This is a genomic window from Erwinia papayae, from assembly GCF_058241465.1.
In genome coordinates, this window is sequence record NZ_JBZCHT010000013.1 from 1,182,757 (window position 1) to 1,202,262 (window position 19,506).

A 19,506-nucleotide genomic window follows, 5' to 3' on the forward strand; every position below is an offset into this window, starting at 1 on the left:
AATGGGGCTTTCATACGACCTGAATCAGGTCCCGAAGTAGTAGTTGACATTAGCGGAGCACTAAAATGATCCAAGAACAGACTATGCTGAACGTCGCCGACAACTCCGGTGCACGTCGCGTAATGTGTATCAAGGTTCTGGGTGGCTCGCACCGTCGCTACGCAGGCGTAGGCGATATCATCAAAATTACCATCAAGGAAGCAATTCCTCGCGGTAAGGTTAAAAAAGGTGATGTGCTGAAAGCGGTAGTGGTGCGCACCAGGAAGGGTGTTCGTCGCCCGGACGGTTCTGTCATTCGCTTCGATGGTAATGCATGCGTTATTTTAAACAATAACAGTGAGCAGCCTATCGGAACGCGTATTTTTGGGCCGGTAACTCGTGAACTTCGTACTGAAAAGTTCATGAAAATTATCTCTCTGGCACCAGAAGTACTCTAAGGAGCGAAAAATGGCAGCTAAAATCCGTCGCGATGACGAAGTTATCGTGCTGACCGGTAAAGATAAAGGTAAGCGCGGTAAAGTTAAAAATGTCCTGTCTTCTGGCAAGGTCATTGTTGAAGGTATCAACCTGGTTAAGAAACATCAGAAGCCGGTTCCGGCCCTGAACCAACCAGGCGGCATCGTTGAAAAAGAAGCTGCTATTCAGGTTTCCAACGTTGCGCTTTACAACAGTGCCACCGGCAAGGCTGACCGTGTAGGCTTTAGATTCGAAGACGGCAAAAAAGTCCGTTTTTTCAAATCTAACAGCGAAACTATCAAGTAATTTGGAGTAGTACGATGGCGAAACTGCATGATTACTACAAAGACGAAGTAGTTAAAAAACTCATGACCGAGTTTAACTACAATTCTGTCATGCAAGTCCCTCGGGTCGAGAAGATCACCCTGAACATGGGTGTTGGTGAAGCGATCGCTGACAAAAAACTGCTGGATAATGCAGCAGCTGACCTGGCAGCAATCTCTGGTCAAAAGCCGTTTATCACCAAAGCACGCAAATCAGTTGCAGGCTTCAAAATCCGTCAGGGCTATCCGATCGGCTGTAAAGTGACTCTGCGTGGCGAACGCATGTGGGAGTTCTTTGAGCGTCTGATCTCTATTGCTGTTCCTCGTATTCGTGACTTCCGTGGCTTGTCCGCTAAGTCATTCGATGGTCGTGGTAATTACAGCATGGGCGTTCGTGAGCAGATCATCTTCCCAGAAATCGACTATGACAAAGTCGATCGCGTTCGTGGTTTGGATATTACCATTACCACTACTGCGAAATCTGATGATGAAGGCCGTGCTCTGCTGACTGCCTTTGACTTCCCGTTCCGCAAGTAAGGCAGGGTTACTGATGGCAAAGCAATCAATGAAAGCACGCGAAGTTGTTCGCGTAAAACTGGCTGAAAAATACCGCGCTAAACGCGAGGAATTGAAGGCTATCATCTCTGGTGTGAACTCTTCCGACGAAGAACGTTGGAATGCTGTTCTCAAGCTGCAAACTCTGCCGCGTGATTCCAGCCCGTCCCGTCAGCGTAAACGCTGCCGCCAAACTGGCCGTCCACATGGTTATGTGGGCAAATTCGGGTTGAGCCGTATTAAGCTGCGTGAAGCCGCCATGCGCGGTGAAGTGCCTGGCTTGAAAAAGGCTAGCTGGTAAATTACCAATTGAATCACGGGAGTAAAGACAGATGAGCATGCAAGATCCGATCGCGGATATGCTGACCCGTATCCGTAACGGTCAGGCCGCGAACAAAGTTGCGGTCACCATGCCTTCCTCCAAGCTGAAAGTGGCAATTGCCAACGTGCTGAAGGAAGAAGGTTATATTGAAGAATTTAAAATTGAAGGCGACATCAAGCCAGAACTGGAACTGACTCTTAAGTATTTCCAGGGCAAGGCTGTGGTAGAAAGCATTCAGCGTGTAAGCCGTCCAGGTCTGCGTATCTATAAACGCAAAGACGAACTGCCAAAAGTTATGGCTGGACTGGGTATTGCTGTTATTTCTACCTCTAAAGGTGTTATGACCGATCGTGCAGCGCGCCAGGCTGGTCTTGGTGGCGAAATTATCTGCTACGTAGCTTAACGGAGGAAAGAATGTCTCGTGTTGCTAAAGCACCTGTCGTCATTCCTGCCGGCGTAGAGGTAAAACTCAACGGTCAGGTTATTACGATTAAAGGTAAAAACGGCGAGCTGACTCGTACTATCAACGCTGCTGTGGAAGTTAAGTTTGCTGACAACGTCCTGACTTTCGCTCCTCGCGAAGGTTTCCCGGATGGATGGGCGCAGGCTGGTACTACTCGTGCGCTGTTGAACAGTATGGTTATCGGTGTTACCGAAGGCTTCTCTAAGAAGCTGCAGCTGGTTGGTGTAGGTTATCGTGCAGCAGTAAAAGGCAACTCAGTGAGTCTGGCTCTTGGCTTCTCTCACCCTGTTGACCATGCGCTGCCAGCGGGAATTACTGCTGAATGTCCAACTCAGACTGAAATCGTGCTCAAAGGCGCTGATAAGCAGCTGATTGGTCAGGTAGCAGCTGATTTACGCGCCTACCGTCGTCCTGAGCCTTATAAAGGCAAGGGTGTTCGTTACGCCGACGAAGTCGTGCGTACCAAAGAGGCTAAGAAGAAGTAAGGTAACACTATGGATAAGAAATCTGCTCGTATCCGTCGTGCGACCCGCGCACGCCGCAAGCTCAAGGAGCTGGGTGCAACTCGCCTGGTGGTACATCGTACCCCGCGTCATATTTACGCACAGGTAATTGCACCTAATGGTTCCGAAGTTCTCGTTGCTGCTTCTACAGTAGAGAAAGCAATCAATGAGCAACTGAAGTACACCGGAAACAAAGATGCTGCTGCTGCTGTTGGTAAAGCAGTTGCTCAGCGCGCAATCGAAAAAGGCATCACTGGTGTTTCTTTCGATCGCTCTGGTTTCCAATATCATGGTCGTGTCCAGGCACTGGCAGATGCTGCCCGTGAAGCTGGCCTACAGTTCTAAGGTAGAGGTGTAAGATGGCACACATCGAAAAACAAGCTGGCGAACTGCAGGAAAAGCTGATCGCGGTAAATCGCGTATCGAAAACCGTTAAAGGTGGTCGTATTTTCTCCTTCACTGCGCTGACAGTGGTAGGTGATGGTAACGGTCGCATCGGTTTTGGTTACGGTAAAGCGCGTGAAGTTCCAGCAGCGATCCAGAAAGCGATGGAAAAAGCTCGTCGCAATATGATCAATGTTGCGTTGAACAACGGTACCCTGCAGCACCCTGTTAAAGGTGTTCATACAGGATCTCGTGTGTTCATGCAGCCAGCTTCCGAAGGTACCGGTATCATTGCCGGCGGTGCGATGCGCGCCGTACTGGAAGTTGCTGGGGTTCATAACGTTCTGGCTAAAGCCTACGGTTCCACAAACCCAATTAACGTGGTTCGTGCAACTCTGGATGGCCTGGCCAACATGAATTCCCCAGAAATGGTCGCTGCTAAACGTGGCAAATCCGTTGAAGACATTCTGGGGTAATGACCATGGCTAAGACTATTAAAATCACTCAAACCCGTAGTTCCATCGGTCGTTTGCCAAAACACAAGGCAACGCTGCTTGGCCTGGGTCTGCGTCGTATTAACCACACCGTAGAGCGTGAAGATACGCCAGCTGTACGCGGTATGGTTAACGCGATTTCCTATATGGTTAAAGTGGGGGAGTAACAGATGCGTTTAAATACTCTGTCTCCGGCCGAAGGGTCTAAACACGCACCTAAACGTTTGGGTCGTGGTATTGGTTCTGGCCTCGGTAAAACCGGTGGTCGTGGTCACAAAGGTCAGAACTCTCGTTCTGGCGGTGGCGTACGTCGCGGGTTCGAAGGTGGTCAGATGCCTTTGTACCGTCGTCTGCCGAAGTTTGGTTTCACCTCTCGCAAAGCAGCAGTCACCACAGAAGTGCGTCTGTCTGACGTGGCGAAAGTTGAGGGCGGTATTGTCGACCTGAACACGCTGAAAGCAGCCAACATTATCGGTATTCAGATTGAATTCGCTAAAGTTATTCTTTCTGGCGAAGTCTCTGTGCCGGTAACGATTCGCGGCCTGCGTGTCACTAAAGGCGCTCGTGCTGCAATCGAAGCTGCTGGCGGTAAAATTGAGGAATAAGTAGCAGATGGCTAAGCAACCGGGATTAGATTTTCAAAGTGCCAAAGGTGGATTTGGCGAACTGAAACGCAGACTTCTGTTTGTGATTGGTGCGCTGATTGTTTTCCGCATTGGTTCTTTTATTCCAATCCCTGGTATCGATGCCACTGTACTTGCCAAACTGCTTGAGCAACAGCGTGGTACCATCATTGAAATGTTTAATATGTTCTCTGGTGGTGCACTGAGCCGTGCTTCTATCTTTGCCCTGGGAATCATGCCGTACATCTCGGCATCCATTATTATCCAGCTGCTGACGGTGGTTCATCCCGCGTTGGCAGAAATAAAGAAAGAAGGGGAGGCTGGCCGTCGTAAGATTAGTCAGTACACCCGTTACGGTACTCTGGTGCTGGGTATTTTTCAGTCAATCGGTATTGCTACCGGTTTGCCGAATATGCCTGGAATGCAAGGCCTGGTGTTAAATCCAGGCTTTGCCTTCTACTTTACCGCTGTTGTAAGCCTGGTGACCGGAACAATGTTTCTGATGTGGCTGGGTGAACAGATTACTGAGCGAGGTATCGGTAACGGTATCTCAATCATTATCTTCGCGGGTATTGTTGCGGGTTTGCCGCCGGCCATTGGCCATACCATCGAGCAAGCACGGCAAGGCGACCTGCACTTCCTCCTGTTACTGTTGGTTGCAGTTCTCGTATTTGCAGTGACCTTCTTCGTTGTTTTCGTAGAGCGTGGTCAACGCCGCATTGTGGTGAACTATGCGAAACGTCAGCAAGGCCGTCGTGTCTATGCTGCACAGAGCACACATTTACCCTTGAAAGTGAATATGGCTGGGGTCATCCCGGCAATCTTCGCTTCGAGCATCATTCTGTTCCCTGCAACCATTGCATCATGGTTTGGGGGCGGAACGGGCTGGAACTGGCTGACAACTATTTCAATGTATTTGCAGCCCGGACAACCGCTTTATGTGTTACTCTATGCGACTGCAATCATCTTCTTCTGTTTCTTTTATACGGCATTGGTTTTCAATCCGCGTGAAACAGCAGATAACCTGAAGAAGTCTGGTGCATTTGTACCAGGTATTCGTCCGGGAGAACAGACGGCGAAGTATATTGATAAAGTTATGACCCGCCTGACTTTGGTCGGTGCGCTTTACATAACCTTTATCTGCCTGATCCCGGAGTTCATGCGTGATGCGATGAAAGTTCCGTTCTACTTTGGTGGTACATCACTGCTGATCGTAGTCGTTGTCATCATGGACTTTATGGCTCAAGTGCAAACTCTGATGATGTCCAGTCAGTACGAGTCTGCATTGAAAAAAGCAAACCTGAAAGGCTACGGCCGGTAATCAGGCGCTTGTGAAGTTACGGAGAGTAAAAATGAAAGTTCGTGCTTCCGTCAAGAAATTATGTCGTAACTGCAAAATCGTTCGTCGTGAAGGCGTCGTTCGTGTTATTTGCAGCGCCGAGCCTAAGCACAAACAGCGCCAGGGCTAATATTTTTCTTGCAAAGTCGGGTTGAGCTGGCTAGATTAGCCAGCCAATCTTTTGTATGTCTGTGCGTTTCCATTTGAGTATCCTGAAAACGGGCTTTTCGGCATGGGACGCATTAGTAATTAAATAGGAGTGCATAGTGGCCCGTATAGCAGGCATTAACATTCCTGATCATAAACATACCGTAATTGCATTAACTGCTATTTTCGGTATCGGCAAAACCCGTTCACAGGCTATCTGTGCATCAACGGGTATCGCTGAAAATGTTAAGATCAGTGAGCTGTCTGAAGAACAAATCGACCTTCTGCGTGATGCAGTTGCAAAATTTGTTGTTGAAGGCGATTTGCGTCGTGAAGTCACCCTGAGCATCAAGCGTCTGATGGACCTTGGTTGCTATCGTGGTTTGCGTCATCGTCGTGGTCTTCCAGTGCGCGGTCAGCGTACCAAGACCAACGCACGTACCCGTAAGGGTCCGCGTAAACCGATCAAGAAATAATCGGGGTGATTGAATAATGGCAAAGGCACCAGTTCGTGCACGTAAGCGTGTAAGAAAGCAAGTCTCTGATGGCGTGGCTCATGTCCATGCATCTTTCAACAACACCATCGTAACTATTACCGATCGTCAGGGTAATGCGCTGGGTTGGGCAACAGCCGGTGGTTCCGGTTTCCGTGGTTCTCGTAAGTCCACTCCGTTCGCAGCTCAGGTTACTGCTGAGCGCTGTGCTGACGCCGTGAAAGAATACGGTATTAAGAATCTGGAAGTTATGGTTAAGGGTCCAGGTCCAGGCCGCGAATCTACGATTCGTGCTCTGAATGCTGCTGGTTTTCGCATCACGAACATTACTGATGTGACTCCGATCCCTCACAACGGTTGTCGTCCGCCGAAAAAACGTCGCGTATAACGCTCGTTTTTTAGGAATGTTGGAGAAAGAAAATGGCAAGATATTTGGGTCCTAAGCTCAAGCTGAGCCGTCGTGAAGGTACAGACCTCTTCCTGAAGTCTGGCGTTCGGGCGATTGATACCAAGTGTAAGATTGAACAAGCTCCTGGTCAGCACGGTGCGCGCAAGCCACGTCTGTCTGACTATGGTGTACAGTTGCGTGAAAAGCAAAAAGTTCGTCGTATCTACGGCGTTCTGGAGCGTCAGTTCCGTAACTATTATAAAGAAGCTGCACGTCTGAAAGGCAACACCGGTGAAAACCTGTTAGCTCTGCTGGAAGGTCGTCTGGATAACGTAGTCTATCGTATGGGCTTTGGTGCCACTCGTGCAGAAGCACGTCAGCTGGTTAGCCATAAATCTATTATGGTAAATGGCCGCGTTGTTAGCATCGCTTCTTATCAGGTAACTCCGAATGACGTTGTTAGCATCCGTGAGAAAGCCAAAAAGCAGTCTCGCGTGAAAGCCGCTCTGGAGCTGGCTGAACAGCGTGAAAAGCCAACCTGGCTGGAAGTTGATGCAACTAAGATGGAAGGTGTGTTCAAGCGTATTCCTGAACGTACCGATCTGTCTGCGGACATTAACGAACACCTGATCGTCGAGCTTTACTCTAAGTAAAGCTTAGTACCAAAGAGAGGACACAATGCAGGGTTCTGTGACAGAGTTTCTAAAACCGCGCCTGGTAGATATCGAGCAAGTGAGTTCGACGCACGCCAAGGTGACCCTTGAGCCTTTAGAGCGTGGCTTTGGCCATACTCTTGGTAACGCACTGCGCCGTATTCTGCTTTCATCAATGCCGGGTTGCGCGGTGACCGAGGTTGAAATTGATGGTGTACTGCATGAGTACAGCACCAAAGAGGGCGTACAGGAAGATATCCTGGAAATCCTGCTCAACCTGAAAGGGCTGGCGGTAAGAGTTCAGGGGAAAGATGAAGTTATTCTTACTCTGAATAAATCTGGCATTGGCCCTGTGACTGCAGCCGACATCACCCATGATGGTGATGTTGAAATCGTCAAGCCTCAGCACGTGATCTGTCACCTGACTGATGAAAACGCGGCTATCAGCATGCGTATCAAAGTTCAGCGTGGTCGTGGTTATGTGCCGGCTTCTGCCCGAATTCATTCGGAAGAAGATGAGCGCCCGATCGGTCGTCTGTTAGTCGACGCCTGCTACAGCCCTGTAGAGCGTATTGCCTACAATGTTGAAGCAGCGCGTGTAGAACAGCGTACTGACCTGGACAAGCTGGTCATCGAAATGGAAACCAACGGCACTATCGATCCTGAAGAAGCGATCCGCCGTGCGGCAACCATCCTGGCAGAACAACTTGAAGCTTTCGTTGATTTACGTGATGTACGTCAGCCGGAAGTGAAAGAAGAGAAACCAGAATTCGATCCGATCCTGCTGCGCCCTGTTGACGATCTGGAATTGACTGTCCGCTCTGCTAACTGCCTTAAGGCAGAAGCTATCCACTACATCGGTGATCTGGTACAGCGCACAGAGGTTGAGCTACTTAAAACGCCTAACCTTGGTAAAAAATCTCTTACCGAGATTAAAGATGTGTTGGCTTCTCGTGGACTGTCTCTGGGCATGCGCCTGGAAAACTGGCCGCCCGCTAGCATTGCTGATGAATAACCCGATCACAGGTTAAGGTTTCACTGAGAAGGATAAGGTCATGCGCCATCGTAAGAGTGGTCGTCAACTGAATCGCAACAGCAGCCATCGTCAGGCTATGTTCCGCAACATGGCTGGCTCTTTGGTTCGTCATGAGATCATCAAGACGACCCTGCCAAAAGCAAAAGAGCTGCGTCGTGTAGTTGAGCCGCTGATTACTCTTGCCAAGACCGACAGCGTAGCTAATCGTCGTCTGGCATTCGCCCGCACTCGTGATAACGAGATCGTGGCAAAACTGTTTAACGAGCTGGGCCCGCGTTTCGCGAGCCGTGCCGGTGGTTACACTCGCATTCTGAAGTGTGGCTTCCGCGCTGGTGACAACGCTCCGATGGCTTACATCGAGCTGGTTGATCGTCCAGAAGCTCAAGCAGAAGCTGCCGCATAGTAATTCTGTAGCGCTTTAAAAAAACCGGGCTTGCCCGGTTTTTTTACGTCTGAATTTTCCCTTCTTTCCTCTACGCGCTATGCTGTTTTCTTCCATTACTTTCCTGAGGTTGCTATGTGGTTGATTGATCAACTGGCAGAGCAGTTTATTACCGAGGCTCAGAAAAACGGTGAATTTGATAACCTTGATGGCAAAGGTAAAAGGCTTAAGCTCGATGATGATAGTCATGTGCCTGTTGAATTACGGGCAGCATATCGGTTGATGAAAAATTCAGGTTTTCTTCCCCCGGAACTTGAGATGCGCCGGGAAGCAATTAGCCTGAATGAGCTACTAACACAAGTGGATCCTCGAGATCAACAATATGATCTGCTATCTAAACGTTTAACTCTGCTTAAAATAAAACTCCAGCAGGCGGGTATGAGTACTGATTTTTTACAAAGTGAATACGCCCCCTGTTTTCATCATCGTTTTAATGGAGAAGAGTAATGTACAAAATAGGCCAGTTGGCAAAGCTTGCAGACGTCACGCCCGATACTATTCGTTACTACGAAAAGCAGCAGATGATGGATCACGAAATTCGCTCTGAGGGTGGTTTTCGTCTTTACAGCCAAAACGATCTACAGCGGCTTAAATTCATCCGCTATGGCAGACAACTGGGTTTTAGTCTTGAAGCTATTCGGGAGCTATTGTCAATTCGTGTAGATCCTGAGCATCATACCTGCCAGGAATCCAAAAATATCGTTCAGGCACGACTCCTGGAAGTTGAAAGAAGGATTGCAGAATTACAACATATGCATCGAACGCTTAGCATGTTGAATGATGCTTGTTGTGGCACGGCACATAGTAGTGTTTCATGTTCGATTCTCGAAGCTCTTGAAAAAGGGGAAATTGCATTACCAACTGATTAATTTTTTTGCATTCATTGTAACATTCACTCAAAGGAATCCATCATGGCTATATATCAACATAAGAAAGGTATTATTCGGGACAATGCGCTGGAGGCACTACTGCATGATCCGTTGTTCAGAGGCCGGGTAGAAGTGAATAAAAAAGGGAAGGGATGTTATCGACGTAAAGACAAGCACGTCAGGCAGGACAGCCGGGAGGCCAGTGGTAAAGACACCTTTACCACTGGCTTTCTCAATAAAAATGCATCATCCGCTAATATAAATGTTAGAGCTTATTCACATGTGCGGCTTATCTGGAAAATCAAAGCTGGCCGTTGTTTTGCTGTTGCTTGAGTAAATCACGTATTTCAGTCAACAGCAGCTCTTCTGCGGTCGGTTTTGGTACCGGTTTTTCTACTTCTTTTCTTTTATAAAGTTTGTTCATCAATTTAACCGCCATAAAAATGGCAAATGCGACAATAACGAAATCAAAAATAGTCTGAATAAATACACCGTATTGCATTACTACGGCAGGAGTATCACCTTCAGCAGGTTTTAAGACCCAACTGAATGATTTGAAATCGACACCACCTATCAATAATCCCAGTGGCGGCATAATTATGTTTGCCACCAGAGAGGATACAATTTTTCCAAAAGCAGCGCCGATGATGACACCGACTGCCAAATCAACAACATTACCTCGCATTGCAAAATCGCGAAACTCTTTCAATAAACTCATTATTATCTCCTTTCCTGTGCCAATTTTTAAGTCTAACAAACGACAGCACTTTTGCCATGGCAATTGTTAATAAATTCTGTAGTGTGTCCTTTTATCAACGGTACGTATTCAACGCCATCGCAGGCTGATTTAAAGGAAGAAGGGACTGGGTTGAAAAAGGCGTTCAACGTCCGGAACGAACTTTTTATCAGTAAGAAACATAATTACGTGATCGCCTTGTTCAATGCGCAGATTGCTGTTGGCTATCAATACATCATCTCCACGCACCACCGCACCGATGATGGTTCCCGGAGGAAGTTTAATATCTTCGATCTGCCTGCCCACTACCCGAGAAGTCGTTTCATCACCATGCGCAATCGCCTCAATGGCTTCTGCAACCCCACGACGTAATGAGGATACCCCTACAATATCCGCTTTGCGGACATGCCCCAGCAGTGCAGAAATTGTCGCCTGCTGTGGCGAAATCGCAATATCGATTACGCTTCCCTGAACGAGGTCAACATAAGCTTTACGCTGGATCAGCATCATGACTTTTTTGGCACCCATCTTTTTAGCCAGCATTGCAGACATAATATTGGCTTCATCATCGTTGGTAATCGCGATAAACAGATCGATCTGATCAATATGCTCTTCTGCGAGAAGTTCCTGATCGGAAGCATCGCCATAAAATACAATTGTATTTTGCAGAACTTCAGCCAACTCAGCGGCGCGTTGCTGGTCCCGTTCGATTAATTTAACGCTGTAATTTTTTTCCAGCCGCTGAGCCAGGCCTGAACCAATATTACCACCACCAACAATCATGATGCGTTTGTACGGTTTCTCAAGGCGTTGATACTCACTCATTACTGCCCTGATGTGTTGACTGGCGGCAATAAAGAAGACTTCATCACCTGCTTCCACAATGGTTGAACCTTGTGGACGAATAGGGCGATCCTGACGAAAAATAGCAGCAACACGAGTTTCAATATGCGGCATATGTTCGCGCATGATTGAAAGAGCATTCCCTACCAGAGGCCCACCATAATACGCTTTAACGACAGCCAGGCTGACTTTGCCTTCTGCAAAATTTACGACCTGTAGCGCACCGGGATATTCGATAAGTCGGTAGATATTATCAATCACCAGTTGTTCAGGTGAGATCAGGTGATCAATAGGAACAGCTTCAGGAATAAAAAGTTTTTCCGCATCACGGATATAATCCGGCGCCCGGATACGGGCAATACGATTAGGCGTGTTGAATAAGGAGTAGGCGACCTGACAGGCTACCATATTGGTTTCATCTGAACTGGTCACTGCAACCAGCATGTCAGCGTCTTCAGCACCCGCTTCACGTAGTACTCTGGGGTGAGAACCATGTCCCTGAACGACACGTAGATCGAATTTATCCTGTAGCTGACGCAGGCGAATGCCATTTGTGTCGACTACAGTTATGTCGTTGTTTTCACCCACGAGGTTTTCAGCGAGCGTGCCGCCAACCTGGCCGGCTCCAAGAATAATTATTTTCATTGGGCTTCAGTCTGCTGTTAAGGGTCAGATGGGGTCGGTCAGACCGACCTGGCATTTAACTTTTAGTCAGTTTTGCGTAATAAAAACCATCACCACCCAGAGGATCAGGAAATACCTGCTTACCCGGTTGGTCAATGGTGCCCATATTCTCAAGCCTGGCGTTGCTATGGCGCTTCAAAAAAGCGGCAATTTGCAGATGATTCTCTTCTGGTAGGACTGAGCAGGTTGCATACAGCAAAACACCGCCGGACTTCAGGTGCGGCCAGACAGCATCAAGAATCTGCTGCTGGAGAGCTGCAAGCTCGGTTATATCGCGATCGCGACGCAGCCATTTTATATCGGGATGGCGGCGAATCACGCCTGTGGCTGAACAGGGTGCATCCAGCAAAATGCGATCAAATTGCGCGTTACCACACCATTTTTCTGGTGTAGTCCCATCTCCGAGTTTTACCTCTGCGCTCATATGCAGGCGCTGAAGATTTTCGTTGATTCGTGTCAGCCGCTGAGCATCAATATCGACAGCCATCACCCTGGCTTGGGGGGCAGCTTCAAGAATATGCGTTGTTTTCCCGCCTGGAGCAGCGCACAGATCGAGTATAAACTCATGATCCTGAGGTGCGAGGAGTGCCAGACAACCCTGTGCTGATGCATCCTGTACCGTCACCCAACCTTTATCAAAGCCGGGTAGCTGAGAAACCGCACAGGGGGTTTCCAACCGGAGGGCATCGGGATGTTCGGGGTGAGGTTCAGCCGTTTTCCCTTCTTTTTGCAGTATCTCAAGCCAGCTATCGCGGCTGTGATGCTGACGATTCACACGCAACCACATTGGGGGCCGCTGATTATTGGCAGCAACAATTTTTTGCCACTCCTCCGGCCAGGCGCGTTTCAGTCGAGCCAGCAACCATTGCGGATGAAGGTACTGCTGATCGCCACTGTTCATCGCCTGCATCAGTTCCTCCTGCTTACGCTGAAACTGACGTAGTACGCCGTTGATCAGGCCTTTTAACTGTGGACGTCTGAGGGTAATCGCCCCTTCCACTGTTTCAGCCAGTGCGGCATGGGCTGGAATGCGGGTGAAGATCAGCTGATAGAGTCCCGTCATGATCAGAAAGTGAATGTCGCGTTGCTTGCCGGTCATCGGCCGTGCTATCAACTGCCCGATGATCCATTCCAGCTGTGGCAATGTACGAAGCGTGCCATAGCAAAGCTCCTGTAACAAAGCCGAGTCTTTTTCAGATAGCGCTTTTTGTGAGGCAGGAAGCACGTTACTTAATGACTGGCCTTGTTCAACGACTTTTTCAATAGTCTGGGCAGCCAGAGCACGCAGGTTTAAATTTTTTTTCATTAGCAATCGCAAGTCAAAATTCGCCCGTCAGGCTGACGGGCAAAATATCAGGCAAGAATATTGCCAGGGATGAACCAGTCACGTCTGGAATTTAGTAGATCCTGGGCCTTCATGGCTTTTTTACCGGCTGGCTGCAACTCTTCAAGTAACAGGACACCCTCACCCGTTGCCACCTGAATACCGCGCTTATCTGCTTGCAATACTTCACCTGGTTGAGCATCAACATGAGGCATCACTGAGGCCTTCCACACTTTAATCGGCTCACCTTCGATAGTGAAGTAGCTAACAGGCCAGGGGTTAAACGCACGAATGCAGCGTTCTGACTGTATAGCGGAGAGTGACCAGTCCAGCTTTGCTTCTTCTTTACTGAGTTTTTCTGCATAGCTAACCAGGGTTTCATCCTGAACCTCTGGCTTTGCCGTTCCGCAAGCGAGTTGTTCCAGTGTGGCCAGCATTCCGACAGGACCAAGTTCAGCCAGTTTATTGTACAAAGTGGCACTGGTATCTTCGGCTTCAATTGGACAGGACAGTTTATACAGCATATCACCGGTATCCAGCCCCACGTCCATCTGCATAACAGTCACGCCGGTTTTAGTATCTCCCGCCCATAATGCACGTTGAATGGGTGCTGCTCCGCGCCATTTTGGCAGCAGTGAACCATGTACATTAATACATCCAAGTTTTGGCATGGTCAGTACTGGTGCGGGGAGAATCAGTCCGTAAGCAACGACAACCATAACATCGGCTTTGAGACTGGCAATTAACTGCTGATTTTCTTCCGGACGCAAAGATTGAGGCTGGAAAATGGGGAGGTTGTGCTGCTCTGCCAGTTGCTTAACCGGGCTGGCGGTCACTTTGTTGCCACGGCCAGCCGGGCGGTCAGGTTGAGTAAATACGCCTACCAGGTTATAACCAGATGACAATAGCGCATCGAGATGACGCGCTGCAAAATCAGGCGTACCGGCGAAGATAATGTTCAGCTTGGACACGAAATTCCCTTATCTGGAGGCTCATCAGTCGCGAGCGTTTTGGCGGTAAAGTTTTTCCAGTTTCTGGCGAATTCGCTGGCGCTTCATTGGTGAAAGATAATCAATGAAGAGCTTACCAACCAGATGATCCATTTCATGTTGAATGCAGATAGCCAGCAGTCCGTCTGCTTCCAGCTGATAGCTGTTACCGTCGCGATCCAGTGCCCGAATTTTAACTTTTTCAGAGCGAGGGACCAGCGCACGCTGCTCAGGAATAGAGAGGCAACCTTCTTCAATACCGGTTTCTCCGCTTTTTTCAAGCATTTCCGGATTGATTAAAACCAGTCGTTCATCGCGATTTTCAGAAACGTCAATCACGATAATACGTTGGTGAATATCGACCTGGGTTGCCGCCAGTCCAATACCCTCTTCGGCGTACATCGTTTCAAACATATCATCAACGATACGCTGAATTTCGCCATTCACTTCTTTTACTGGCCTGGCAACGATGCGTAAACGATCGTCGGGAAAATGTAATACCTGCAAAACTGACATAACTTTCCAGATCTGTGTTCAGGGGATGAGAGAATTATTCTTCCCATTGTAGACATTTCAGTCGGTGATTGACAGCATTGCCGCTATGTTGGGGAAGGTCATCACAAGGATTGTTTAATGACGTCAGCAGAGATTTGGCTGCGCCTGTCAGCCGTCAGGGGATTAAAAGCGCAGCAGTATACCGATATTATTCATGCCTTTGAGCAGCCAGGTATTCAGGTAGAGGATGCGCTGAAGTTTTCAGGATTGGATGCCGGGCAGATACAAGGTTTCTTACAACGTGATGAGGCAACGATTCAGGCGACGCTTGGCTGGCTTGAATACCCCAAAAATCATCTGCTGGCTTTTAACAGTCCCTTCTATCCGGAGCGCCTGAAAGCCATCTCCGATTATCCCACTCTCCTCTTTGTGCAGGGGGATCCTGAATTGCTGGTTTCACCGCAGATAGCCATTGTTGGGAGTCGGAATTGTTCTCATTATGGCCGTAACTGGGGGAACTATTTTGCACAAGCCCTTGCACTGAATGGCATCACGATTACCAGTGGTTTGGCGGCGGGTATTGATGGTGTTGCTCATCGCGGTGCGTTGGAGGTTGGAGGAAAAACGCTGGCAGTTATGGGATGTGGCTTACATCATATTTATCCACGGCAGCATAGTTTGCTGGCTCAGGAAATTATCGCCAGTGGTGGCGCATTAGTTTCTGAGTTTCCGCTTTCAGCGCCGCCACTGTCCCGAAATTTTCCGCACCGTAACCGAATAATCAGTGGTCTTAGCCTGGGGGTACTGGTAATTGAGGCGGGCTTAAAAAGCGGTTCACTAATCACCGCCAGACTGGCGTTAGAGCAGAATCGCGATGTCTATGCTGTTCCTGGAGCAATTGGTAATTCCGGGAGCGAAGGGACGCACTGGCTTATCCAGCAGGGTGCTTTACTTACCGCGCACCCCAATTCTATCCTCGAACAATTACAGAGTGACCTGAAATGGCTATCTGTTACACAAGAATCAACAATATATTCTGCTTCGCAGGACAATACTCCATTGCCATTTGCTGATGTGTTGGCTAACGTAGGAGATGAGGTTACACCTGTTGACGTCGTCGCTGAACGTGCCGGCCAACCTGTGCCAACCATCGTAGCTAAGCTGCTTGAGTTGAAGTTAGCAGGGTGGATCGCAGCTGTACCCGGCGGCTATGTTCGATTGAGGAGGGCAAGCCATGTTCGACGTACTAATGTACTTGTTTGAAACGTATATCCACAACGAAGCAGAAATGCGGGTTGACCAGAATAAATTAACTGATGATCTAACCGATGCCGGTTTTCATCGTGAAGATATATATAATGCGTTGAACTGGCTGGAAAAGCTGGCTGATTATCAGGACGGCCTTGTCGCCCCGATTTTGTTAGCTACCGATCCATTATCAATGCGTATCTACACCGAGGAAGAGAGTCAGCGTCTGGATGCCAATTGCCGTGGTTTTATTTTGTTCCTGGAGCAAATCCAGGTACTAAATCTGGAAACCCGTGAAATGGTTATTGAACGTATCATGGCGCTGGATACCCTTGAGTTTGATCTTGAAGATCTTAAATGGGTTGTGCTGATGGTGTTATTTAACATCCCCGGATGTGAAAACGCTTATCAGCAGATGGAAGAGCTACTTTTCGACGTCAATGAAGGAACAGTGCACTGAGGATTTTTCTCGTGCATGTACGAAGGTTATGAATAAAACAGCGCTTTTTTCTGTGCGAAAAGGTGAACCCTGCCCCCACTGTGGGGCAGAATTAGTAATTCGCTCGGGGAAACATGGCGCTTTCCTTGGATGTTCAAATTACCCCGAATGTGACTTTAATCGTCCGTTAAAAAATCAGGTTGAAGGTCATATTGTTAAGGCTCTGGATGGGCATCACTGCCCGCAATGCGAGGCGGTACTGGTTCTTCGCCAGGGGCGCTACGGAATGTTTATAGCCTGTAGCAACTACCCTGAATGTGAGCATACTGAGCTGATTGACAAGCCTGACGAAACCACAATTGCCTGCCCGCAATGTCATAAGGGCCAACTTGTTCAGCGTCGCTCACGCTACGGCAAAACGTTCCACGCCTGTGACAGGTATCCGGACTGCCAGTTTGTCTGTAATTTCAACCCTGTAGAAGGTGAGTGTGAATTTTGTCATTACCCACTTTTAATTGAAAAAAAAACGGCGCACGGAGCCAGGCGATATTGCGCCAGTAAGGCCTGTGGAAAGCCAGTCATAGCAGGAAATAGCAGTGAAGAATGAGTTTCTGTCAGGTTCTTTCGATTTATGTGTGGCGCAACTCAGGAAAGGAAACGTTATTGCCTATCCCACTGAGGCTGTGTTTGGTCTGGGGTGCGATCCTGACAGCGAGACAGCCGTAATGGCTCTGCTGGCGTTAAAGCAACGTCCTGTTGAAAAAGGACTCATCCTGATTGCTGCAAATTACCAGCAATTGCAGCCCTATCTTAACGACGAACTACTTTCTGAAAAACAGAAGGCGCGTATGTTCTCTCGTTGGCCTGGTCCGGTGACATGGGTTGTACCTGCCCGATCAACGACACCTCGCTGGCTAACCGGTAGCTTTGATTCACTGGCTGTCAGAGTCAGTGACCATCCTGAGGTCAGGCGGCTTTGCCTGTCAGTGAATAAACCTCTGGTATCAACCAGTGCCAATCTTACGACGTTACCTCCATGTCGAACTGCGGCAGAAGTTCACCAGCAGTTTGGCGAAACGTTCCCGGTTTTGCTGGCAGAAACAGGAGGACGTATCAATCCGTCAGAAATTCGTGATGCTTTAACTGGCAAACTCATCCGTCAGGGATAACCATAATGACTCGAAAATTTGCGGTGTTCGGTAATCCGATCAATCACAGTAAGTCTCCGCGCATCCATCAGTTGTTCGCAGAGCAGATGGGAATCATTCATCCTTATGGCCGCATCTGTGCTCCGATTGATGCTTTTGCCGAATCAATAACGGATTTCCTTGCTGGAGAGGGAGGTGGCGCCAATGTGACTTTGCCTTTTAAAGAAAAGGCTTATGAGCTGGTGGATGAACTCACGCCACGTGCATCTGCCGCAGGTGCTGTAAATACCCTCAAGAAGCTGGAGGATGGTCGCCTGCTTGGGGATAACACCGATGGAATTGGCCTGCTAACCGATCTTCAAAGACTGAAGTTGATCAAGCCGAACGATCGGATCCTGCTTGTCGGGGCGGGTGGAGCATCACGCGGTGTGATCCTGCCATTACTCTCTTTTGGCTGTTCCCTGACCATTACTAACAGGACCTCTCACAAAGCCAAAAAACTGGCGGATTTTTTTCAGCAAGCTGGTGCAATTCATGCCTGTGCGCTGGAGCAACTGGAGGGGAAGTGCTTTGATTTAATTATCAATGCGACATCCAGCGGTGTGAGCGGAGATGTTCCCGTGCTGCCTCCTGCATTGATTAATCAGCAAACACGCTGTTATGACATGTTTTATCTGGCTGGTCTGACACCCTTTCTCAGTTGGTGCAGGCAGCACGGTGCCACCCAACTGGCGGATGGTCTGGGAATGCTGGTGGGACAGGCTGCCCATTCTTTCTTTTTGTGGCATGGCCAGCTTCCTGATATCACCCCGACAATTGCGATTCTTAAGGCAGAGCTTAGCGCATGAATCAGTCTGTTCAGTTTCCTGATCTGGAGGAGTGGGATGATGTTCTCAAAGCGATCTGCTTCCCTGCTCTGGTAGATGGTTTCCAGGTCATTTGCTTGATCAGCGGCGAATCAGTGATCCACCGTTTTGGTAGTAAAGGAACGGTATTAGATCTTTTCCGTCAGCATCGTTGGGATCTGGAGGATGAAGCTGAATCGATGATCAAGGCAGGTCATGATGATGATCAGGGAAGGTTCTGGCTTTCCTGAGCAAGATAGTCATTTTTCCAGCCGACATAATTGTCTGATGAACGGAGCAGGTTTTTGATTTCTTCTTCTGTTAGCGGGCGTACCTGTTTTACCGGACTACCTAAATAAAGAAAGCCACTTTTCAGTTGCTTACCAGGAGGAACCAGGCTCCCGGCACCAACCATTACATCATCCTCAATTATCACCCCATCCAGCAGAATAGATCCCATTCCGACCAGAACACGGTTGCCGATTGTACAACCATGTAGCATGGCTTTATGCCCGACAGTTACATCTTCACCAATAAGAAGCGGATTACCTTCAGGGTTAGCTGCCGATTTATGGGTAACGTGAAGAACACTACCGTCCTGGATATTGCTACGTTTACCAATAACTACCCGATTTACATCACCGCGAATAGCAACCAGTGGCCAGATACTTACATCATCGTCTAACCATACATTGCCAACCACAACGCTGGATTCATCAATCATCACTCTCTGACCTTGCTGTGGGTAAGCATCTTTATATCGACGTATATTTCGGGTCATAACTACCTCAGCTATAAGAAAGAATGCCTAAGCGTAGTGCCGGATGGGAATGGTGATCAATATCTGCTGATAAACAGGCAGATATTTTGTGGAGATCGTCTGGTATTTCTGCAATATGAATGAAAATCAATCAATGAATAAGAAAGATCGAAAAAAGGCTTGTTCTCTTAAAATAGATCCCTATAATGCGCCACCACTGACACGGAACAGCGGCTGAGAAGCCGGCGGGTCAGGAGGTTCAGCAACGCTGAGCCGCCGGAGAAAACCTCTTAAAAAAGAAGTTGACTCTGAAGGAGGAGAGCGTAATATACGCCACCTCGCAACAGCAGCAGCGCTGCCGGTTGCACCGCTCTTTAACAATTTATCAGACAATCTGTGTGGGCACTCACAGGATTGATATCCGCATCTTAGGATGCAAAAAAATATCAAGCCTCAGAGTGAACACGTAATTCATTACGGTTTTTCCTGAGCACCGCTTCACGA

The 19,506-nt window shown here is 48.4% G+C and carries 31 protein-coding genes and 1 pseudogene; 26 read left to right on the forward strand and 6 right to left on the reverse strand.

Annotated features, from left to right (window positions below):
- Positions 1 to 65 precede the first annotated feature (65 nt).
- The 20 genes and pseudogenes from rplN to AC3RPL_RS21635 all read left to right on the forward strand — a co-directional run.
- A complete protein-coding gene (rplN, locus tag AC3RPL_RS21540; protein WP_004160583.1) occupies positions 66 to 437 on the forward strand; it encodes a 50S ribosomal protein L14 in 372 nt (123 codons plus the stop codon).
- A gap of 10 nt (positions 438 to 447) precedes the next feature.
- A complete protein-coding gene (gene rplX / locus AC3RPL_RS21545) occupies positions 448 to 762 on the forward strand; it encodes a 50S ribosomal protein L24 (RefSeq protein WP_024966583.1) in 315 nt (104 codons plus the stop codon).
- A gap of 14 nt (positions 763 to 776) precedes the next feature.
- Positions 777 to 1,316 (forward strand): 50S ribosomal protein L5, encoded by a 540-nt coding sequence (rplE, locus tag AC3RPL_RS21550; protein ID WP_034940880.1) that lies wholly within the window; start codon positions 777 to 779, stop codon positions 1,314 to 1,316.
- A 13-nt stretch (positions 1,317 to 1,329) separates the two neighbouring features.
- Positions 1,330 to 1,635, forward strand: a complete 306-nt coding sequence (gene rpsN / locus AC3RPL_RS21555) for a 30S ribosomal protein S14 (protein WP_034940883.1) — start codon at positions 1,330 to 1,332, stop codon at positions 1,633 to 1,635.
- Between the two features lie 31 nt (positions 1,636 to 1,666).
- Complete coding sequence (gene rpsH, locus AC3RPL_RS21560; protein ID WP_034940885.1) at positions 1,667 to 2,059, forward strand: 30S ribosomal protein S8; 393 nt, start codon at positions 1,667 to 1,669, stop codon at positions 2,057 to 2,059.
- Between the two features lie 11 nt (positions 2,060 to 2,070).
- The gene (gene rplF, locus AC3RPL_RS21565) at positions 2,071 to 2,604 is read left to right on the forward strand and encodes a 50S ribosomal protein L6 (protein WP_034940888.1); all 534 of its coding nucleotides are present in this window, start codon (positions 2,071 to 2,073) and stop codon (positions 2,602 to 2,604) included.
- Positions 2,605 to 2,613: 9 nt separating this feature from the next.
- On the forward strand, positions 2,614 to 2,967 hold the full coding sequence (gene rplR / locus AC3RPL_RS21570; protein ID WP_034940890.1) for a 50S ribosomal protein L18: 354 nt from the start codon (positions 2,614 to 2,616) through the stop codon (positions 2,965 to 2,967).
- A gap of 14 nt (positions 2,968 to 2,981) precedes the next feature.
- Positions 2,982 to 3,482: a 30S ribosomal protein S5 gene (gene rpsE, locus AC3RPL_RS21575; protein WP_004160571.1), complete on the forward strand. Its 501-nt coding sequence runs from the start codon at positions 2,982 to 2,984 to the stop codon at positions 3,480 to 3,482.
- A gap of 5 nt (positions 3,483 to 3,487) precedes the next feature.
- Entirely contained in the window at positions 3,488 to 3,667 is a 180-nt protein-coding gene (gene rpmD, locus AC3RPL_RS21580) for a 50S ribosomal protein L30 (RefSeq protein ID WP_490741488.1), read from the forward strand.
- A gap of 3 nt (positions 3,668 to 3,670) precedes the next feature.
- Positions 3,671 to 4,105: a 50S ribosomal protein L15 gene (rplO, locus tag AC3RPL_RS21585; RefSeq protein WP_490741489.1), complete on the forward strand. Its 435-nt coding sequence runs from the start codon at positions 3,671 to 3,673 to the stop codon at positions 4,103 to 4,105.
- Positions 4,106 to 4,112: 7 nt separating this feature from the next.
- The gene (secY, locus tag AC3RPL_RS21590) at positions 4,113 to 5,444 is read left to right on the forward strand and encodes a preprotein translocase subunit SecY (protein WP_124233601.1); all 1,332 of its coding nucleotides are present in this window, start codon (positions 4,113 to 4,115) and stop codon (positions 5,442 to 5,444) included.
- A gap of 31 nt (positions 5,445 to 5,475) precedes the next feature.
- Positions 5,476 to 5,592, forward strand: coding sequence for a 50S ribosomal protein L36 (rpmJ, locus tag AC3RPL_RS21595; protein WP_013204118.1), 117 nt, complete (start codon positions 5,476 to 5,478; stop codon positions 5,590 to 5,592).
- A gap of 136 nt (positions 5,593 to 5,728) precedes the next feature.
- A complete protein-coding gene (gene rpsM / locus AC3RPL_RS21600) occupies positions 5,729 to 6,085 on the forward strand; it encodes a 30S ribosomal protein S13 (protein ID WP_034940898.1) in 357 nt (118 codons plus the stop codon).
- Positions 6,086 to 6,101: 16 nt separating this feature from the next.
- The gene (gene rpsK, locus AC3RPL_RS21605) at positions 6,102 to 6,491 is read left to right on the forward strand and encodes a 30S ribosomal protein S11 (protein WP_490741490.1); all 390 of its coding nucleotides are present in this window, start codon (positions 6,102 to 6,104) and stop codon (positions 6,489 to 6,491) included.
- 32 nt (positions 6,492 to 6,523) lie between these two features.
- Entirely contained in the window at positions 6,524 to 7,144 is a 621-nt protein-coding gene (gene rpsD / locus AC3RPL_RS21610; protein ID WP_004160561.1) for a 30S ribosomal protein S4, read from the forward strand.
- Between the two features lie 25 nt (positions 7,145 to 7,169).
- On the forward strand, positions 7,170 to 8,159 hold the full coding sequence (locus AC3RPL_RS21615) for a DNA-directed RNA polymerase subunit alpha (protein WP_002919219.1): 990 nt from the start codon (positions 7,170 to 7,172) through the stop codon (positions 8,157 to 8,159).
- Positions 8,160 to 8,199: 40 nt separating this feature from the next.
- On the forward strand, positions 8,200 to 8,583 hold the full coding sequence (rplQ, locus tag AC3RPL_RS21620; protein WP_490741491.1) for a 50S ribosomal protein L17: 384 nt from the start codon (positions 8,200 to 8,202) through the stop codon (positions 8,581 to 8,583).
- Positions 8,584 to 8,697: 114 nt separating this feature from the next.
- Entirely contained in the window at positions 8,698 to 9,069 is a 372-nt protein-coding gene (locus AC3RPL_RS21625) for a DnaJ family domain-containing protein (protein ID WP_490741492.1), read from the forward strand.
- Positions 9,069 to 9,491, forward strand: coding sequence for a Zn(2+)-responsive transcriptional regulator (gene zntR, locus AC3RPL_RS21630; RefSeq protein WP_490741493.1), 423 nt, complete (start codon positions 9,069 to 9,071; stop codon positions 9,489 to 9,491). Before AC3RPL_RS21625 ends, zntR begins: the two co-directional genes overlap by 1 nt.
- A 42-nt stretch (positions 9,492 to 9,533) precedes the next feature.
- A pseudogene (locus AC3RPL_RS21635) lies at positions 9,534 to 9,722 on the forward strand (alternative ribosome-rescue factor A); the annotation flags it as partial.
- Between the two features lie 70 nt (positions 9,723 to 9,792).
- Here the strand turns inward: AC3RPL_RS21635 and mscL are convergent.
- The 5 genes from mscL to def form a co-directional block, all read right to left on the reverse strand.
- Positions 9,793 to 10,209 (reverse strand): large-conductance mechanosensitive channel protein MscL, encoded by a 417-nt coding sequence (gene mscL, locus AC3RPL_RS21640; protein ID WP_490741494.1) that lies wholly within the window; start codon positions 10,207 to 10,209, stop codon positions 9,793 to 9,795.
- 129 nt (positions 10,210 to 10,338) lie between these two features.
- On the reverse strand, positions 10,339 to 11,715 hold the full coding sequence (trkA, locus tag AC3RPL_RS21645) for a Trk system potassium transporter TrkA (RefSeq protein ID WP_490741495.1): 1,377 nt from the start codon (positions 11,713 to 11,715) through the stop codon (positions 10,339 to 10,341).
- 55 nt (positions 11,716 to 11,770) lie between these two features.
- Entirely contained in the window at positions 11,771 to 13,060 is a 1,290-nt protein-coding gene (gene rsmB / locus AC3RPL_RS21650) for a 16S rRNA (cytosine(967)-C(5))-methyltransferase RsmB (RefSeq protein ID WP_490741496.1), read from the reverse strand.
- Positions 13,061 to 13,107: 47 nt separating this feature from the next.
- The gene (gene fmt, locus AC3RPL_RS21655; RefSeq protein WP_490741497.1) at positions 13,108 to 14,049 is read right to left on the reverse strand and encodes a methionyl-tRNA formyltransferase; all 942 of its coding nucleotides are present in this window, start codon (positions 14,047 to 14,049) and stop codon (positions 13,108 to 13,110) included.
- A 24-nt stretch (positions 14,050 to 14,073) separates the two neighbouring features.
- On the reverse strand, positions 14,074 to 14,583 hold the full coding sequence (def, locus tag AC3RPL_RS21660) for a peptide deformylase (RefSeq protein WP_034933363.1): 510 nt from the start codon (positions 14,581 to 14,583) through the stop codon (positions 14,074 to 14,076).
- A 117-nt stretch (positions 14,584 to 14,700) separates the two neighbouring features.
- Here def and dprA point away from each other — a divergent pair, with 117 nt between their 5' ends.
- The 6 genes from dprA to AC3RPL_RS21690 are packed head-to-tail and all read left to right on the forward strand — an operon-like array spanning position 14,701 to position 18,493.
- The gene (dprA, locus tag AC3RPL_RS21665) at positions 14,701 to 15,825 is read left to right on the forward strand and encodes a DNA-protecting protein DprA (protein ID WP_490741498.1); all 1,125 of its coding nucleotides are present in this window, start codon (positions 14,701 to 14,703) and stop codon (positions 15,823 to 15,825) included.
- Entirely contained in the window at positions 15,797 to 16,270 is a 474-nt protein-coding gene (smg, locus tag AC3RPL_RS21670; protein WP_034933355.1) for a DUF494 family protein Smg, read from the forward strand. The genes dprA and smg overlap by 29 nt, the downstream gene beginning before the upstream one ends.
- A gap of 28 nt (positions 16,271 to 16,298) precedes the next feature.
- Positions 16,299 to 16,856 carry a DNA topoisomerase family protein gene (locus AC3RPL_RS21675; RefSeq protein WP_490742112.1) on the forward strand — a complete coding sequence of 186 codons (558 nt, stop codon included), beginning with the start codon at positions 16,299 to 16,301 and terminating at the stop codon, positions 16,854 to 16,856.
- Positions 16,846 to 17,418 (forward strand): L-threonylcarbamoyladenylate synthase type 1 TsaC, encoded by a 573-nt coding sequence (gene tsaC / locus AC3RPL_RS21680; RefSeq protein WP_490741499.1) that lies wholly within the window; start codon positions 16,846 to 16,848, stop codon positions 17,416 to 17,418. Before AC3RPL_RS21675 ends, tsaC begins: the two co-directional genes overlap by 11 nt.
- A 5-nt stretch (positions 17,419 to 17,423) precedes the next feature.
- On the forward strand, positions 17,424 to 18,245 hold the full coding sequence (aroE, locus tag AC3RPL_RS21685; protein ID WP_490741500.1) for a shikimate dehydrogenase: 822 nt from the start codon (positions 17,424 to 17,426) through the stop codon (positions 18,243 to 18,245).
- The gene (locus AC3RPL_RS21690; protein ID WP_490741501.1) at positions 18,242 to 18,493 is read left to right on the forward strand and encodes a DUF1488 family protein; all 252 of its coding nucleotides are present in this window, start codon (positions 18,242 to 18,244) and stop codon (positions 18,491 to 18,493) included. The genes aroE and AC3RPL_RS21690 overlap by 4 nt, the downstream gene beginning before the upstream one ends.
- Here the strand turns inward: AC3RPL_RS21690 and AC3RPL_RS21695 are convergent.
- Positions 18,469 to 19,023 carry a gamma carbonic anhydrase family protein gene (locus AC3RPL_RS21695; RefSeq protein ID WP_490741502.1) on the reverse strand — a complete coding sequence of 185 codons (555 nt, stop codon included), beginning with the start codon at positions 19,021 to 19,023 and terminating at the stop codon, positions 18,469 to 18,471. The two genes, AC3RPL_RS21690 and AC3RPL_RS21695, sit on opposite strands and share 25 nt — an antisense overlap.
- Positions 19,024 to 19,506: the final 483 nt, after the last annotated feature.

Bases quoted from the DNA above. Each gene is read 5' to 3' on its own strand.
- AC3RPL_RS21615 (WP_002919219.1), top strand. From the start codon at position 7,170: ATGCAGGGTTCTGTGACAGAGTTTCTAAAACCGCGCCTGGTAGATATC.
- rplR (WP_034940890.1), top strand. From the start codon at position 2,614: ATGGATAAGAAATCTGCTCGTATCCGTCGTGCGACCCGCGCACGCCGC.
- trkA (WP_490741495.1), bottom strand. From the start codon at position 11,715: ATGAAAATAATTATTCTTGGAGCCGGCCAGGTTGGCGGCACGCTCGCT.
- rplO (WP_490741489.1), top strand. From the start codon at position 3,671: ATGCGTTTAAATACTCTGTCTCCGGCCGAAGGGTCTAAACACGCACCT.
- rpsH (WP_034940885.1), top strand. From the start codon at position 1,667: ATGAGCATGCAAGATCCGATCGCGGATATGCTGACCCGTATCCGTAAC.
- rpsE (WP_004160571.1), top strand. From the start codon at position 2,982: ATGGCACACATCGAAAAACAAGCTGGCGAACTGCAGGAAAAGCTGATC.
- rsmB (WP_490741496.1), bottom strand. From the start codon at position 13,060: ATGAAAAAAAATTTAAACCTGCGTGCTCTGGCTGCCCAGACTATTGAA.
- aroE (WP_490741500.1), top strand. From the start codon at position 17,424: ATGACTCGAAAATTTGCGGTGTTCGGTAATCCGATCAATCACAGTAAG.
- rpmJ (WP_013204118.1), top strand. From the start codon at position 5,476: ATGAAAGTTCGTGCTTCCGTCAAGAAATTATGTCGTAACTGCAAAATC.
- rplF (WP_034940888.1), top strand. From the start codon at position 2,071: ATGTCTCGTGTTGCTAAAGCACCTGTCGTCATTCCTGCCGGCGTAGAG.
- rplN (WP_004160583.1), top strand. From the start codon at position 66: ATGATCCAAGAACAGACTATGCTGAACGTCGCCGACAACTCCGGTGCA.
- rpsK (WP_490741490.1), top strand. From the start codon at position 6,102: ATGGCAAAGGCACCAGTTCGTGCACGTAAGCGTGTAAGAAAGCAAGTC.
- zntR (WP_490741493.1), top strand. From the start codon at position 9,069: ATGTACAAAATAGGCCAGTTGGCAAAGCTTGCAGACGTCACGCCCGAT.
- rpsD (WP_004160561.1), top strand. From the start codon at position 6,524: ATGGCAAGATATTTGGGTCCTAAGCTCAAGCTGAGCCGTCGTGAAGGT.
- secY (WP_124233601.1), top strand. From the start codon at position 4,113: ATGGCTAAGCAACCGGGATTAGATTTTCAAAGTGCCAAAGGTGGATTT.
- def (WP_034933363.1), bottom strand. From the start codon at position 14,583: ATGTCAGTTTTGCAGGTATTACATTTTCCCGACGATCGTTTACGCATC.
- rpmD (WP_490741488.1), top strand. From the start codon at position 3,488: ATGGCTAAGACTATTAAAATCACTCAAACCCGTAGTTCCATCGGTCGT.
- rplX (WP_024966583.1), top strand. From the start codon at position 448: ATGGCAGCTAAAATCCGTCGCGATGACGAAGTTATCGTGCTGACCGGT.
- AC3RPL_RS21695 (WP_490741502.1), bottom strand. From the start codon at position 19,023: ATGACCCGAAATATACGTCGATATAAAGATGCTTACCCACAGCAAGGT.
- AC3RPL_RS21675 (WP_490742112.1), top strand. From the start codon at position 16,299: ATGAATAAAACAGCGCTTTTTTCTGTGCGAAAAGGTGAACCCTGCCCC.
- mscL (WP_490741494.1), bottom strand. From the start codon at position 10,209: ATGAGTTTATTGAAAGAGTTTCGCGATTTTGCAATGCGAGGTAATGTT.
- AC3RPL_RS21625 (WP_490741492.1), top strand. From the start codon at position 8,698: ATGTGGTTGATTGATCAACTGGCAGAGCAGTTTATTACCGAGGCTCAG.
- smg (WP_034933355.1), top strand. From the start codon at position 15,797: ATGTTCGACGTACTAATGTACTTGTTTGAAACGTATATCCACAACGAA.
- AC3RPL_RS21690 (WP_490741501.1), top strand. From the start codon at position 18,242: ATGAATCAGTCTGTTCAGTTTCCTGATCTGGAGGAGTGGGATGATGTT.
- dprA (WP_490741498.1), top strand. From the start codon at position 14,701: ATGACGTCAGCAGAGATTTGGCTGCGCCTGTCAGCCGTCAGGGGATTA.
- rplQ (WP_490741491.1), top strand. From the start codon at position 8,200: ATGCGCCATCGTAAGAGTGGTCGTCAACTGAATCGCAACAGCAGCCAT.
- rplE (WP_034940880.1), top strand. From the start codon at position 777: ATGGCGAAACTGCATGATTACTACAAAGACGAAGTAGTTAAAAAACTC.
- rpsN (WP_034940883.1), top strand. From the start codon at position 1,330: ATGGCAAAGCAATCAATGAAAGCACGCGAAGTTGTTCGCGTAAAACTG.